This window comes from Acinetobacter sp. PK01 (assembly GCF_022819285.1).
In the GTDB taxonomy this organism is placed as follows: domain Bacteria; phylum Pseudomonadota; class Gammaproteobacteria; order Pseudomonadales; family Moraxellaceae; genus Acinetobacter; species Acinetobacter tandoii.
On the sequence record NZ_CP094643.1, the window covers coordinates 3,160,460 to 3,174,741 of the forward strand.

Consider the following 14,282-nt stretch of genomic DNA (forward strand, 5'->3'; position numbering starts at 1 on the left):
AGTGATTACAAGTCAGTCAAATGATCTAATTACATTTTAACTAGGGTAATGAGTGTGAATATGATAGTTCAAGCCAGTATTTTGAATTATTTTCGCACCAAAATGATGCAGTTATTCTTTTGATTTGCGTGAATTTAATGTTGAGATTTAATTGCATAAGCAAAAAAAATCCCAGTTTAAATAAATAAACTGGGATTTTTTTGCCAAAAAACAGGGAAATTTAAAAATATCTGCTGAGGATGAAATTAAAAACGCCCTAATGTTGTGCATTATGCACCATAATGGATCAAAAGTAAACAAATTCAATGGAATTTATTCCGTTTGGTCAAAATCTGGCTATGATAGGTTTAAAAGTGATAGGACAAGTCAGGATGTGGATGCTAAAAGCGATATCTTGTTCAGTTTTAAGCTGGATGCTGTTAAGTGCATGCAGTCAGCAACCTCTTAAGGACCAAATGCAGCAGCCATTGATGATGCAACAACCACGGTTAGCTGAGTTGAATCATATGTTTCAAGCAGTGGGCAGTGCGGTAGTTTTTGTTACTTATGATGGGGAAAAATTGCAGCGTTTTGGCAATGATTTGCAAAGAGCTGAAACTGCCTATATACCTGCTTCAACTTTTAAAATGTTAAATGCTTTAATTGGTTTACAGCAGCGTAAAACCACGACCACTGAAGTATTTTTATGGGATGGAAAAGCACGCGCAATGAAAAGTTGGGAACGGGATATGACTTTGGCTGAGGCGATGCAAGTCTCAGCAGTTCCCATCTATCAAACCTTGGCTCGACGCATTGGTCTGCCGTTGATGCAAAAAGAGCTTCATCGAGTTGGTTATGGAAATGCTCAGATTGGTACACAGGTTGATCGCTTTTGGTTAGATGGACCCTTAAAAATTACACCGCAACAAGAAGCTGAATTTGCTTACAGACTTGCGACCCAGACCTTACCTTTTGATGCACATGTGCAACAAGAGGTGAAACAAATGCTTTATGTGGAGCGTCGTGGTGTTGCTAAGTTGTATGCTAAGTCAGGATGGGGAGCCGATGTAAAACCTCAGGTGGGTTGGTATGTGGGATGGGTGGAACAGCCCAATGGCAAAATTTTGGCCTTTGCTTTAAATATGCAGATACAGAATGAGCAGCAATTGGCAATGCGTAAACAGCTCACCCTAGATGCTTTAGATAAACTTAGTATCTTTCCTTATTTATAAAAATAAAAGACATACAATAGACGAGGTAATGAGATGAAAGCAGCCTAAGTTTGTTTACGAGTGCTTAATTGTTTATGTTAAATTTAAATACCTCAACACGAAGTCAAACTAACAAATTAAAATATCATTTTCAGAGTTGCATCTTTTATAAAGGTTGTGGTTTAACTATAAAGACGCAACGTAGAGAAATTTAATCATATTCATGGCAAGATTACGTGCAGAAAATATAAGTCAGCGATTATTGGGTGCAATGTTGGTCATTGTACTTTCGTTACTGTTTATTTCCGTACCCCTTATTTTTAAAAGCCACCAAAATTACCAGCATGCACAGCTTTCCTTAACAGAGATTCAGAGTCTCCGTGCAGTTGCCGAATTATCCAATAAAATTTCACGTGAACGTGCACCCAGCAACAAAGTCATGTCGAGTACCCCTGAAGAGTATGCACAAAACCGACAAGAATTAGTTGAATATCGTCGAGGTGTGGATCAGCATATTCAGAGTACTATTTTACGTCTGAAAGAAACGGGATTTAGTACTGAAGCGATTGAAATTGTGACGCAATTACAACCACAGTTACAACAAGGGCGTGAGGCGGTAGATTCGTATGCGGCTTTGCCCCGTTCACAACGCAATATGGAACAATTGGATGCCGCCATTTTACAGATGTTCTCGGCATGGGATGCAAGTCATAATGTATTGAAAAATATGGTAATTCACTCACAAAACCTTGATGAGCATACCTCGAATTATTATACCCTGATTTTAATTTTAGCGGATTTACGTGATCAAGCGGGGCGTGTGGCTTCGAATGTGATTGCCCCAGTAACGTTTAAACAGAAAATGCCAGATACCAATTTGGCACGTTCTTTACAAACCCAGCATCAGGCACATTATTTATGGGATTTGGTGAATACCGTCTTGCCTGAACAAGATAAAACTGCTGAATTCATGCAATTACATGACAAAGTCAGAACGGACTTTCTTGAACAGGGGATTAGTACGGTACAACATTTGATACAAGACAGCCTTTCGAGTCGACCTTATGGACTGTCGGGGACCGAGTTAACCAAGAAAATCGTCGATAAATTCAGTTCTGTTGTGAATTTGCAAACCTATATTTTAGATTATAGTTTGCAAGTGGCAGAACGAGAGAAATTACAGGCGCAACGTCAATTTTTTCTGACCCTTTTTGTGACCACTGTTTCCTTGTTTGCTGCCTTATTCACCATGATCTACGCGCGCCGTAGGGTTTTTGAACCGTTAATTCAAGCGCGAGAAACGATTTTAAATTTGTCCCAAGGCTCAAAGCTTGAGACAGCTGAAACATTACAGCATGGTTCAGGGGTAGACTCACTGTTTACCGCAATACGTAAATTAGAAAGTATGTTGCAACAACGAGATGCTTTAGAGTTTCAATTAAAAAATATTGCCAATTCTGATGCTTTAACTGGCGTAGCGAATCGTTTGGCTTTAGAGAGTTATATTCGGCACTTAGAAAATCAGCCCAAAAAACTCGAAAAGTTGGGTTTGATAGTGATTGACATTGATGATTTTAAACAAGTGAATGATCAGTATGGGCATATGATTGGCGACAAAGTGATTCAGATGGTGGCCAATATTTTAAAAGCCCATGTGCGTAGTACGGATTTAATTGTGCGTTATGGTGGCGATGAATTTTTGGTCTTGCTTGAGCAAATGAACGATGTTGAAGCGCTGAGCATTGCCGATCAGATTCGTCGTGATGTAGATAAGACAAATATGCAGGTGGGTCTAGCCCCCGATTTACATGTCTCTGTCAGTGCGGGCTATGCCATTGGCGGTGCCAGTTGGTTAGAGTTATTTCATAAAGCCGATCAGTCTTTATTTAAAGCGAAGGCGAAAGGGAAAAATGCGGTACAAGGTTAGACTTATCACCGCATCATTAAGTGTTTATTTAGAATTATTCTTCATCTTGATAGCTGCTAAGACAACTATTGCGAGCACGAGGTTTGCCAGCTTCGTTCCAACATTGGGCTTGGATAATACTGCCTGCATCATAGGTTAAAACAGCTTCAGGTGTGCCATCTTCATACCAAATTTCATAACGGTTTTGTCTGAGACCATTACGGTATTCTCCGCGACGTTCCAATTTGCCGTTGTGAAACCATTGTTTGAGTTCGCCACGCATCACGCCATTTTCAAAACGGACATAGGTCCACGGTTTACCATCGGCATACCAACGCTGTTTCATGCCATCTTGCATGTCATCTTTGTATTTCATGGACAGTGCTAATTGTCCATTCGGGTGCCAAATGCGATATTCACCATCTGGAATGCCGTAGTTCATCGTTGACTCTTGTTCTTTTAAGCCGTTGGCATGCCAAAAAATGAGTTTGCCATGATAACTGCCATCTTCATATTCAATGTGGCTGCGTATTTTGCCATTCGTATAATAACTTTCGAATGTCCCTGACCCTTGCACCTGATCTGGAAAATGCACCAGATGTTCGCATTCGCTGGCTTTGTTCGAAGGCTTTTGTGTAGTGATAAATCCAGAGGTTAAGGGGCTTTGGTCGGAGTAGAAATATTGCACTAGCCATGATTTTGAAGAACCGCCTGCTTGAATACTGGGTGTGCATTTGGGATGGTCTTGCCATGGATCATCACTGCCATCCGATTCTGAAGTGAAAACAACCATATTTTCATTGATATAGCCATCGGCGAAGGTGTGTAGGGACACAAGTCCCAAAGACATGCTGAGAAGAAATGCTTTCATGATTTTGATAATGTAATTGAGTTATTGAAAAGTCATAGGGCTTCTGTTTTGATAAAAGCCGAGTCGGATTTTACGTGATTTGAATTTAAATTGAGAAATAGAATTTAGATTTTGGTGTTAAGTGATTTGAATATCCGTTTGATTCTTTACCACGTCCTCATATTCAAGTAGCAGTTTTGATTTTAGTTGTGTAGGAGTTGCCTCACTTTTGACTGGACAAAAGTGACAAAACCCATGTGTTTGACTGATGCTCAGTCCCTTGAGCACAGTCAAACGGGCGACATCGACATCCATGTCGCCTGTTTTATAACAGGACTTTATAAAATATTAATTCTTTATGGATTGATTACAATAAGGGTGACTTAATTGCCCATTGTTATAGCCAGCTGTACCGCCATCTTCGACACGAATAATATGATCGTAAGAAATAGATTTAGGAGCATCTAAATAACCATTACATATTGGACATTTAAGTGCAGTCTTTAATGCTGAATAAATAAAGATTTGACTTTTTTGATCATCGGTAAACTTGGTAGATGAACTTTGATACTCGCCAACTAAGATTTTTCCTTGAAAGCCTGCAAAATTGATAAAATCTTGTTCAGTTACATCTTTATTTAATAACAGTTTTTTTATTGCTTCGGATAAAATTTCTTTATAAGTATTATTACGTTTATTACTTAAAGAGCGTTGGAGAATGCCCGCAATAAGATCTTTGTGTTCGATCAAGAGACGTTCAAGTTGTTCCCTTATTTTAATAAAGTTTTGAAAAAAGGTTTGGTCGTTATTAGAGAGTTTCTCGTTAATTAATGAAAATGTGCCTAAGAACATTGAACTTGAATGTCTTCCACTAGGACCATAGAAGTAGACAGCAGGATGTAGTCCTAAGCTACCGTTATCATTACCAGTAATCCGTGATGCTAATTTTAATAGTTTATTTAGACAGGTAAGAGTCAGAGATCCAGTATCATCGTTTTCATCATCTTCAAGTTTTTTGATACTAGCTTGCTTGGATGAAGCCATTGCAAGTAATTCTATTAATATTTGAAGAGCATTTCTTACACCTTTAGATCCACTTAAGGGTAAGTCTAATGTTTTGATTGGTTGTGAGGCTTCTGGACTAAATAAAGTTGCATGTAATGATGCTGCTACGGATTCAATTTTTGATTGTATTTCATAGTCGAAGTTTGACCAGTATTTGTGACCTTGCCCAGCACGAATAATTGCTCGAGCTGAAATAGGAATTGGCTTGAATCTATTTCTTAGTAATTTCTCCTCTAGCTCATCAAGAGGAGTGCCTTTCATGTTGATATTAAAAAAAGATGTTTCGGCTTTTTTTACATCACCAGTAACCCATTGTACTGATAACCCTCTAGCTGTAAGAGTATTCAATCTTTTCTTTTTTTGAGGATCTAGTTGTGAGTGATCATCTAATTTTGAAAGAGATTGGTAACTTGCCCAGCTCCCTATTTTATCATTAATCATTTTGCGTACTTTCGTAGCAGCCTTCCTCTGCTCTAAAGATATATTGTCAGAGCCAAAATATTTAAATGATAAATGACCATCACCATAATCATCTTCAACCCAAGAGCGCAATGCACTTAATCTATGTCCACCATCAATTACGAACATATAAGAATTTGATTTCCATAAGATGACTGAAGGAATTAAATCACCATCTAAATAGCATTCTAATAATGATACTAATTGTTCGGGAGACCAATGATTTGTTTCACGTTGAAAATCAGGCTTCCTTAATAAACTAATAATAGGTTTACCAGTTTCTAACTCTCGTGCAGGAATACTATGGAAATTTTCAAAAGAAGTATTATCAGGACTTTCCTCTGCAAAGTCTTCACGCTTAATCATCGCATCTAAATTTACTAGATTAGATTTACTAGCCATTTATTTAATCCTAAGAGTTTATTATTTAGTAAGTATGTTGTGGTTTTATAAGATTAATTAACTCTCTTGATCTTGAATAATATTTAGTAGAAGAAAAAGAGAGTAATCCTCTTTTCCCAAAGCAGGGAATTCCCCTCTTTAAAAAGAGGGGCTAGGGGAGATTCTTATTTCAACAACGGTTTTAAAAACCTTGCTGTATGTGAAATTTTATTTTTCACCACTTCTTCGGGTGTACCTTCGGCAATAATCTGACCACCACCTGCACCACCCTCAGGGCCTAAGTCAATAATCCAGTCTGCGGTTTTAATCACATCCAAATTATGCTCAATCACCACAATGGTGTTCCCTTTGTTACGTAGCTCATGCAGGATGTCGAGCAACTTGGCGATGTCATGGAAATGCAGACCTGTAGTCGGTTCATCCAGTACATACAAGGTTTTACCTGTATCGCGTTTTGCCAACTCACGTGCCAGTTTTACCCGTTGAGCTTCACCGCCAGACAGCGTAGTTGCTGACTGTCCCAAACGGATATAACCCAAACCCACTTGGTTCAAGGTTTCCAAACGACGGTGAATCACAGGAATAGCATCGAAGAAATGCATGGCATCTTCAACCGTCATGTCCAATACATCGGAAATGTTTTTGCCTTTGTAGCCGACTTCCAAAGTTTCACGGTTATAGCGTTTACCGTGACAGTTATCACAGGGCACATACATATCTGGCAAGAAGTGCATGGCGACTTTAATCATACCGTCGCCTTCGCAGGCTTCACAGCGTCCGCCTTTCACGTTAAAGGAGAAACGACCTGCCGCATAACCGCGTGCTTTGGCTTCTGGCGTTTGGGCAAACAACTCACGAATTGGGGTAAATAAACCTGTATAGGTGGCAGGGTTGGAACGTGGGGTTCGTCCAATCGGGCTTTGGTCAATATCTACGACTTTATCGAGGAATTGTAAGCCATCAATTGAGTCGAACTTCTCCGCAGTGAGGGTGGTTGCACCATTGAGTTGAGTCGCAGCCAATGGCAATAAGGTACGGTTAATCAGAGTCGATTTCCCTGAACCCGACACACCTGTAACACAGGTCATCACACCCAGTGGAATGGTGAGGTCAACATCTTTTAGGTTGTGTCCAGCAGCACCCATGAGCTTAATTTGTTCGTCAGGACGTGGAGGTTGCGTACGCTGTTTAGGCACAGCAATTTTGAGTTTTCCAGACAGATATTGTCCTGTGAGTGAATCTTCATGACGTGCCAATTCATCTGCCGTACCTTCGGCAATAATCGCACCACCATGCACGCCCGCACCAGGGCCAATATCAATAATATGATCGGCTGCACGAATCGCATCTTCATCATGTTCGACCACCAATACGGTATTGCCGAGGTCACGCAAGCGCACTAAAGTTTCCAGTAGACGGTCATTGTCACGTTGATGAAGACCAATCGATGGCTCATCCAACACGTACATTACTCCCATCAAGCCTGCACCAATTTGCGAAGCTAGACGAATACGCTGTGCTTCACCGCCTGACAGGGTTTCAGCCGAACGCGACAGGCTCAGATAGTTCAATCCGACAGAAACGAGGAAGTGTAGACGCTCACGAATTTCTTTAAAAATCTTGTCGGCAATTTCGCCTTTAGCACCTGTTAAATTTAGGGTTTGATAATAGGCTTCCGCATCACCAATCGACATTTTGGTGATCTCAGCAATAGTTTTATCTTTGACACGCACATTGCGGGAAATTTCGTTTAAACGTGAACCACCACAGGCATCGCAGGCTGCATTGGATAAGTACTGTGCCAAATCATCGCGCACATAGTTACTCTCGGTTTCACGGTAACGACGCTCAAGGTGCGGTAAAATCCCTTCAAACGGTTGTACCCGATTGTGCTTGCGTCCACGCTCATCGATATAACTCAAATCGACCTTTTCTTTGCCTGTACCGTATAAAAACTTTTTCTGGGTGTCTTTATCCAGCTCGTTCCACGGGGTATCGAGTGACAATTCAAAATGATCCGCAACTTTTTGAATCATGCTGTAGTAATACGGGCGTTGTCTGTCCCAACCACGAATGGCACCCTGACTAATCGATAGCTCGGAATTTGGAATGAGTTTGTCTGCACTGAAATGGCTACGCGTACCTAAACCATCACAGACAGGGCAGGCACCAAAGGGATTGTTAAAGGAAAATAAGCGCGGTTCCAGTTCTGCTACAGCACGGTCACATTCAGGGCAAGAGTGCTTGGCTGAAAAGACGCGGTCAGGGTGTTCGCCTTTCATCCATGATAGTACTGCAATATCACCACCTAAACGTAAGGCAGTTTCAAAACTTTCTGCAATACGGTTGCCGAGGTCATCACGGACTTTAAAACGGTCGACCACCACTTCAATGGTGTGCTTTTTCTTTTTGTCCAGTTCAGGTGGTGAATCAATATCGATGATTTCACCATCTACACGCGCACGAACAAAACCTTGGCTTTGCAGTTGTTCAAACAGATTGCTGTATTCACCTTTACGCTCACGCACCACAGGTGCAAGTAGCATCAGGGCTGTGCCTTCTTCAAGGGCTTTGACTGCATCGACCATTTCTGAAATGGTTTGTGCCACCATTGGTAGGTCATGTTCAGGGCAAAAAGGCGTACCGACACGTGCATAGAGTAGACGTAGATAGTCGTAAATTTCAGTAATGGTGCCTACTGTCGAGCGCGGGTTGTGGCTGGTAGACTTCTGCTCAATGGCAATCGCAGGGCTTAAACCTTCAATCGAATCGACCTCAGGTTTTTCCATTTGCGATAAAAACTGACGCGCATAGGCAGATAGTGATTCTACATAGCGACGCTGACCTTCGGCATATAAGGTATCGAAAGCGAGAGAAGATTTACCTGAACCTGAGAGTCCCGTAATCACCACAAACTTGTCGCGGGGAATATCGAGGCTCACATTTTTTAAATTGTGGGTACGTGCACCTCGAATACGGATATGACTTTGGCTCATGAAAATATCTCAATTATTGTGCAAATAGAAACTTATATGATAGCGCTTTAAAATTGTTCAAGTCAGTGATCTGAATTTTTAAACGACAAATCATGACGGATGAATTATCTCTGAACAATGCAGCAGAGTATAGCTCGCTATTATTAACATTCATTTGTCGCAGTGACTATTTCTCGAAAGTAAAGCAATGTAAGTTACATAAATTAACTAGACGACTGGTCTAATAGTGGAATATAGTCAGCTCATGAAACGATCAAGTAAAAGTGAAGCCACCCGCCAACATATTCTCGACACCAGTTTCCCACTGGTATTACAGAAAGGCTTTGTCGGAGTTGGGCTACAAGAAATCTTAAAAGCCTGTGACGTGCCAAAAGGCTCGTTCTACCATTATTTTGCATCGAAAGAGGCTTTTGGCTGTGCACTGTTAGAGCAGTACATCACGGACTATAAAAATCAGGTAGAGCAGTTGTGGCAACTGACTGATGGTAGTGCCTATGCGCGATTGATAGCGTTATGGCAGGCATGGATTGAAGACCCGATTCATGGCGGTTGGGCGGAAAACTGTCTAATTGTGAAATTGGCGGCAGAAGTTTCTGACTTGTCCGAAGATATGCGTCAAATCCTGAATTTTGGTGTAGATAAATTAACCGAACGCGTTGCGACTTTGCTTGAGGAAGGGCAGCAGGAAGGTTCCATTCCTGTACATATCCAACCTTTTAAAATGGCACAAGTGATGTATCAACTGTGGTTGGGTGCAGCCTTGTTGGCCAAATTGGCACAAGACAAAGCCCCTTTGCATTTGGCGCTTGAAACCACACACAACCTCTTACAACCCATCAAGGATTAATCCATGCGTAGTATTATTCATCGTCGTTTTGACGAACCAGTTGATGTATTAGAACAAGCAGACATGCCACAACCTGAGCCAAAAGCAGGGCAAGTCCGTTTAAAAGTGATTTTATCCCCCATTCATAACCATGATGTATTGACGGTACGTGGTAGCTATGGCTATAAGCCTGAATTACCTGCTATTGGTGGTAGTGAAGCGGTTGGAGTAATCGATGCATTCGGTGAAGGCGTAACAGGCTTTGAATTGGGACAGCGTGTTTCGGTAGCGGGCATTCATGGTAGTTGGGCAGAATATTGTCTAGCACCAGCAGCAGCCCTCATCCCTTTACCTGATAGCATTCCCGATGAATTGGCAGCACAACTTATTGCCATGCCTCTTAGTTCTTTAATGTTATTGGATTATGCCAACTTAGAGTCAGGTCAGTGGATGATTCAAAATACTGCCAATGGTGCAGTAGGTAAAACCATAGCGATGGTGGCACAAGCACGTGGCATTCATGTGATTAACTTGGTGCGTCGTCAAGAAGCTGTTGCCGAAATGACTGCTTTAGGCATTCAAAATGTGGTGGCAACCGATCAAACCGATTGGAAAGCCCAAGTCAAAGCTATTCAAGGTGATCAGCCATTGATGGTTGGGGTCGATTCGATTGGAGGTAAAGCCAGCGGTGAGTTGTTGAGCTTATTGGGTGAAAATTCCTTATTGGTTTCCTTCGGTAGCATGACGGGTGAAACCATGCAGATTGAGTCGGGCGATTTAATCTTTAAACAAGCCACAATCAAAGGATTTTGGGCGAGTGTAGTGAATCAGCACATGCCTGCGGAACGTAAAAAAGCTTTGGTGGCTGAATTATTAACGCTCGCGGCACAGCAGAAACTGACTCTGCCTGTCGAAGGAATTTATACTTTTGATCAGGTGTCGCAAGCAGCGGAAAAAGCAACTCAAGCAGCACGCCAAGGTAAAGTGTTATTTAAACCTTAATTTTGAAGGTTGAAGTGGGCCGAAAGGCTCACTTTTGCCATCGCAAATAAAACAACAAGGAAAATAAAAATGCTCGGACAAATTTTAGTGGGACTCATTGCAGTTTTGCATGTGTATATTTTAGTGCTAGAAATGTTTTTATGGGATAAGCCCTATGGCTTAAAAGCCTTTGGCAACACTCCTGAAAAAGCCCAATTGACCAAGGTTATGGCACAAAATCAGGGACTGTATAACGGCTTCTTGGCAGCAGGTCTATTCTGGTCATTGTGCGCACCAGAAAGCTATGCCTTAGCTTTGGCAAATTTCTTTTTAGGCTGTGTATTGGCGGCAGGGATTTATGGTGGTTTGACCGCCAGTAAAAAGATTATTTATATTCAGGCGGTGCCTGCACTATTGGCATTATTGGCAGTCAATTTACTTTAAAAACCTCCTACGAGGTGTTAGTTCCCTGTGCAACACCTTTACTTGGGATGATTTAGCAAGCCCAGGCAAGGGGACGTTCAAAAATTGAATCAATGGATTCGAAAGCATATTGCCTTGGAAGATCCTGATACTGGCGTGCATAAACATTTATATCTTTTTCCAAAATCTGCAGAAAGTCATTGTAGTGCTGTTCAAAATTTTCGACATAAAGTAAATCTAAACCATGGTTATAGACACAGCTGTATTGTGCAATAAAGTCCAGTAAGCGTTTTTGAATATGCGTATTGGTAAAATAAATTAGATAAGTTGCGGCTGAACCGCAATGTAAGCAGCCTTGTTCTAAGTAAATTTCTTCATTATTTAACCAACAACATTGTAAGGTGAAAAATGCTCGAATGGCTTCTGTACCTAAAGTTGCTTGTTGCATGAGCAAACCTCGCAAAAAAGTCACATATTGTTAATGATAATCATTATTATTTAATTAATTAAAAATGTCTAGAGATTATTAAGATGGTGCATACCCTTGCACAGAACGTCACCATGTTTAGTCGAACGTTGGTTGATGAGCAAAATTGGCGCAGATTCGATATTTTTCCCTAGATATTTCCACTAAATTCACATGCAAAGCTACCTTTTAAAGCGCAGAATACGAGGGTGGGCTAGGTAGTGAAAGTATTGGATAGAACCGAAGTATGTGGGCATTATTTTTAAAATGTATGTTGGGGGCAGCAGTTGTGCTGCTGATTTCAATTTTATCCAAAAGTAAGGCTTTTTATATTGCGGGTTTGGTTCCTCTGTTTCCCACTTTTGCCCTGATTGCACATGTGATTGTGTACCAGCAAAAAGGGGCAGAAGCCCTACAAAAAACCGCGTTATTTGGCTTATGGTCTCTGATTCCTTATGCCATTTATTTAGCTGCCGTTTATGTGTTGGCGACGCGCATGTCGATGTGGTCATGTTTGGGCGTGGCGACACTCAGTTGGGTCGTGGCGGCGGCAGGTTTAATTTATGCGTGGCAAATCTTTCAGCACTGAAAAGATTAAGTAAAGTTTCTTAATCTTTTCAATTGGTATGTATTTACGATGCTTTCAGAACGCGGTCTCTGAGAATACGTTCAGCTATATGAAGCATTTTCTTACGAGATAGAATACGGGGCAATTGAGCGGTGAGATAGTTACTACACCCGACAATAATAGATGTTTTGTTTTGATCTAGGGCGACTAATGTGGCTGAAACGACGTCATCAACTGAAGAGCTTTTCATGCCGCGAGTATCGGCATTTGCCACTTCTGTAAAATTGGTTTCGGTATTGCCGGGACAAACTGCCAACAATTTAACCCCTGAAGATGCATATTCTCCTGCAAGTGCTTCAGTAAAATTAAGCACGTAAGATTTGCTTGCTCCATAGACCGCAATATAAGGTAAAGGTTGGAAAGCTGCTGTCGATGCGATATTGATCATGATGCCTTTTTTACTCGCCAGCATCTGTGGCAAAAATAAGTAACATAAGGACGTTACACTATTCATGTTGAGCATGATCATTTCGTTGTAGGTTGCGGCAGATTGATCTAGAAATTGACTCCATTTTCCAAATCCAGCGTTATTAATTAAAATGTCTACCGACAATTTTCGTGCTTGCACCTCATCAAACAGCTTTTGTGCTGCATGGGGTTGAGCCAAATCTAGACCAATGACTTCAACCTGAATGTTATATTTTTTTTCAAGCTCATTGGCTAACTCATTCAGTTTTTGCTCAGAGCGCGCGGTTAAAATTAAGTGGATGCCTAAAGACGCAAGCTTTTGCGCATAGGCTTTGCCGATTCCTGAAGATGCGCCTGTAATTAATGCTGTTGAATTTTTAAATATAGAAAGATGAGAACTCATTTTATAAATCCATAATAAAAGGAGTTATGACCATAAACCTTTCCCCTAGGGGCAGAGTCAAGCTTTAATTTGCAGATTTGTGAATTGATGCTGCTATACAGCGCTGTTGTCGGTCATATAGGTTTGGGTAATTTCATCTTCCAATTGCTTTAAGTTTTCTTGTAAACGGTTTAAGGCTTGTTGGTGTTCTAAAATTTGCTGATGCTTGTTGGCGATTAAAGCCTTCGCCACTTCTACAGGAAATCGGTTTTGTTGATATTTTAAAACAGAAAGATCGTAAAGCTCGGCAAGACTAAATCCAACCGCTTGGGCAAGACGAATCATTTTGACTGATTGGACATCAATCGCTTCATAAATACGATAATTTCCTTTTCTTTTTGCGACGGGCAATAAACCGAGTTTTTCATAATGCCGAATAGCTTTCGGGGTGGTGCCTGTTAACGCAGCCAATTCTCCAATATACATATTTTTCCCCATCACTTAAAAAGATGATCATGAGCCAACAGCCCTCATGATCAGTTTAATAGATACTTCAATTATAGATGGTCTAAACCCAACCATTGTCTTTGATCATAAGCACTGTCCCAGAATAACCATTCGAGTTTGGCGCCCATGCGATACGCCGCGTGCATTTTTTCTAAGGTGTCGGCATCGCAACGTGCGGCGACTTTATTTACAGTGGCAATGACATTGCGCACAGCGGTATGAAATTCTTCGCCTGCATAGGTATCAATCCAAGCTTGGTACGGATTATTCGGCACAGAATGCTGCACAATGTCTTGACCAACTTCGGCATAAATCCAGAAGCACGGCAACAATGCAGCCAGCACGACAGGATAACTTTCTGACCACGCAGTTGCACTTAAAAATGACGTGTAATGATGACAAGCCAAGGTCAGTGGTGTAGTTTCAAACTGTTGTTTAGAGACATCGAATTCTTGCATAAAGCTGTCATGCAAACTGCGCTCAACCACAATCGCAATTTTGGCGGCATCCGAAAATTGCATGACATCATCGGCTTCATACGCTTTTGCTGCACATACCGCTAAAGCACGGCCATATGCCAATAAATAATGCGCATCTTGAATGACATAATGAGAAAAGGCTTCACGGCTGAGCGTACCTTGTGCGAGTTCTTGGTTGAAAGGAAGCGCTAAAGTTTTTTGGTAGAGGTCGAGATTACGCTGCCACAATTGTTCAGAAAAAAGCATGCGGGTTTCCTGGTCTAGCTTTACAAATTATGGCGACTAGACTAACCCAAGCATGCTCAATAGACGAC

Annotated in this window: 13 protein-coding genes; 6 read left to right on the top strand and 7 right to left on the bottom strand. The window is 41.2% G+C overall.

The features are described 5' to 3' along the window. Nucleotides 1–377 precede the first annotated feature (377 nt). Nucleotides 378–1,211 (top strand): OXA-1036 family carbapenem-hydrolyzing class D beta-lactamase, encoded by an 834-nt coding sequence (gene blaOXA, locus MP622_RS14910; protein WP_158654371.1) that lies wholly within the window; start codon nt 378–380, stop codon nt 1,209–1,211. A gap of 202 nt (nt 1,212–1,413) precedes the next feature. Then, the gene (locus MP622_RS14915; protein WP_243791621.1) at nt 1,414–3,117 is read left to right on the top strand and encodes a GGDEF domain-containing protein; all 1,704 of its coding nucleotides are present in this window, start codon (nt 1,414–1,416) and stop codon (nt 3,115–3,117) included. A gap of 34 nt (nt 3,118–3,151) precedes the next feature. On the opposite strand, the gene MP622_RS14920 is transcribed toward MP622_RS14915, so the two are convergent. The 3 genes from MP622_RS14920 to uvrA all read right to left on the bottom strand — a co-directional run bounded on the left by MP622_RS14920 (nt 3,152) and on the right by uvrA (nt 8,868). Then, nucleotides 3,152–3,967, bottom strand: a complete 816-nt coding sequence (locus tag MP622_RS14920) for a toxin-antitoxin system YwqK family antitoxin (protein WP_243791622.1) — start codon at nt 3,965–3,967, stop codon at nt 3,152–3,154. A gap of 327 nt (nt 3,968–4,294) precedes the next feature. Next, a complete protein-coding gene (locus tag MP622_RS14925) occupies nt 4,295–5,872 on the bottom strand; it encodes a DUF262 domain-containing protein (protein ID WP_243791624.1) in 1,578 nt (525 codons plus the stop codon). A gap of 164 nt (nt 5,873–6,036) precedes the next feature. Then, nucleotides 6,037–8,868, bottom strand: a complete 2,832-nt coding sequence (gene uvrA / locus MP622_RS14930; RefSeq protein ID WP_016168800.1) for an excinuclease ABC subunit UvrA — start codon at nt 8,866–8,868, stop codon at nt 6,037–6,039. A gap of 244 nt (nt 8,869–9,112) precedes the next feature. Here uvrA and MP622_RS14935 point away from each other — a divergent pair, with 244 nt between their 5' ends. The 3 genes from MP622_RS14935 to MP622_RS14945 all read left to right on the top strand — a co-directional run bounded on the left by MP622_RS14935 (nt 9,113) and on the right by MP622_RS14945 (nt 11,119). Beyond that, entirely contained in the window at nt 9,113–9,715 is a 603-nt protein-coding gene (locus tag MP622_RS14935; protein ID WP_104441352.1) for a TetR/AcrR family transcriptional regulator, read from the top strand. 3 nt (nt 9,716–9,718) lie between these two features. Next, nucleotides 9,719–10,696 (top strand): zinc-binding dehydrogenase, encoded by a 978-nt coding sequence (locus MP622_RS14940; RefSeq protein WP_104441353.1) that lies wholly within the window; start codon nt 9,719–9,721, stop codon nt 10,694–10,696. Between the two features lie 69 nt (nt 10,697–10,765). After that, nucleotides 10,766–11,119 carry a DUF1304 domain-containing protein gene (locus tag MP622_RS14945; protein WP_016168797.1) on the top strand — a complete coding sequence of 118 codons (354 nt, stop codon included), beginning with the start codon at nt 10,766–10,768 and terminating at the stop codon, nt 11,117–11,119. 52 nt (nt 11,120–11,171) lie between these two features. Here MP622_RS14945 and MP622_RS14950 read toward each other — a convergent pair whose 3' ends face one another. Beyond that, on the bottom strand, nt 11,172–11,546 hold the full coding sequence (locus tag MP622_RS14950) for a hypothetical protein (protein WP_243791626.1): 375 nt from the start codon (nt 11,544–11,546) through the stop codon (nt 11,172–11,174). 265 nt (nt 11,547–11,811) lie between these two features. On the opposite strand from MP622_RS14950, the gene MP622_RS14955 reads away from it, so the two are divergent. Further along, a complete protein-coding gene (locus MP622_RS14955; protein ID WP_016168795.1) occupies nt 11,812–12,153 on the top strand; it encodes a GlpM family protein in 342 nt (113 codons plus the stop codon). A 43-nt stretch (nt 12,154–12,196) separates the two neighbouring features. On the opposite strand, the gene MP622_RS14960 is transcribed toward MP622_RS14955, so the two are convergent. From MP622_RS14960 to tenA, 3 genes are all read right to left on the bottom strand, one after another. Further along, nucleotides 12,197–13,003, bottom strand: a complete 807-nt coding sequence (locus tag MP622_RS14960) for an SDR family oxidoreductase (protein WP_243791628.1) — start codon at nt 13,001–13,003, stop codon at nt 12,197–12,199. A 93-nt stretch (nt 13,004–13,096) separates the two neighbouring features. Next, on the bottom strand, nt 13,097–13,468 hold the full coding sequence (locus MP622_RS14965) for a MerR family transcriptional regulator (RefSeq protein ID WP_243791630.1): 372 nt from the start codon (nt 13,466–13,468) through the stop codon (nt 13,097–13,099). 71 nt (nt 13,469–13,539) lie between these two features. After that, nucleotides 13,540–14,214 carry a thiaminase II gene (tenA, locus tag MP622_RS14970; RefSeq protein WP_104441358.1) on the bottom strand — a complete coding sequence of 225 codons (675 nt, stop codon included), beginning with the start codon at nt 14,212–14,214 and terminating at the stop codon, nt 13,540–13,542. Between the last annotated feature and the right edge of the window lie 68 nt (nt 14,215–14,282).

Bases quoted from the DNA above. Each gene is read 5' to 3' on its own strand.
- MP622_RS14915 (WP_243791621.1), top strand. From the start codon at position 1,414: ATGGCAAGATTACGTGCAGAAAATATAAGTCAGCGATTATTGGGTGCA.
- uvrA (WP_016168800.1), bottom strand. From the start codon at position 8,868: ATGAGCCAAAGTCATATCCGTATTCGAGGTGCACGTACCCACAATTTA.
- MP622_RS14935 (WP_104441352.1), top strand. From the start codon at position 9,113: ATGAAACGATCAAGTAAAAGTGAAGCCACCCGCCAACATATTCTCGAC.
- tenA (WP_104441358.1), bottom strand. From the start codon at position 14,214: ATGCTTTTTTCTGAACAATTGTGGCAGCGTAATCTCGACCTCTACCAA.
- MP622_RS14965 (WP_243791630.1), bottom strand. From the start codon at position 13,468: ATGTATATTGGAGAATTGGCTGCGTTAACAGGCACCACCCCGAAAGCT.
- MP622_RS14940 (WP_104441353.1), top strand. From the start codon at position 9,719: ATGCGTAGTATTATTCATCGTCGTTTTGACGAACCAGTTGATGTATTA.
- MP622_RS14955 (WP_016168795.1), top strand. From the start codon at position 11,812: ATGTGGGCATTATTTTTAAAATGTATGTTGGGGGCAGCAGTTGTGCTG.
- MP622_RS14925 (WP_243791624.1), bottom strand. From the start codon at position 5,872: ATGGCTAGTAAATCTAATCTAGTAAATTTAGATGCGATGATTAAGCGT.
- MP622_RS14920 (WP_243791622.1), bottom strand. From the start codon at position 3,967: ATGAAAGCATTTCTTCTCAGCATGTCTTTGGGACTTGTGTCCCTACAC.
- blaOXA (WP_158654371.1), top strand. From the start codon at position 378: ATGCTAAAAGCGATATCTTGTTCAGTTTTAAGCTGGATGCTGTTAAGT.
- MP622_RS14960 (WP_243791628.1), bottom strand. From the start codon at position 13,003: ATGAGTTCTCATCTTTCTATATTTAAAAATTCAACAGCATTAATTACA.
- MP622_RS14950 (WP_243791626.1), bottom strand. From the start codon at position 11,546: ATGCAACAAGCAACTTTAGGTACAGAAGCCATTCGAGCATTTTTCACC.
- MP622_RS14945 (WP_016168797.1), top strand. From the start codon at position 10,766: ATGCTCGGACAAATTTTAGTGGGACTCATTGCAGTTTTGCATGTGTAT.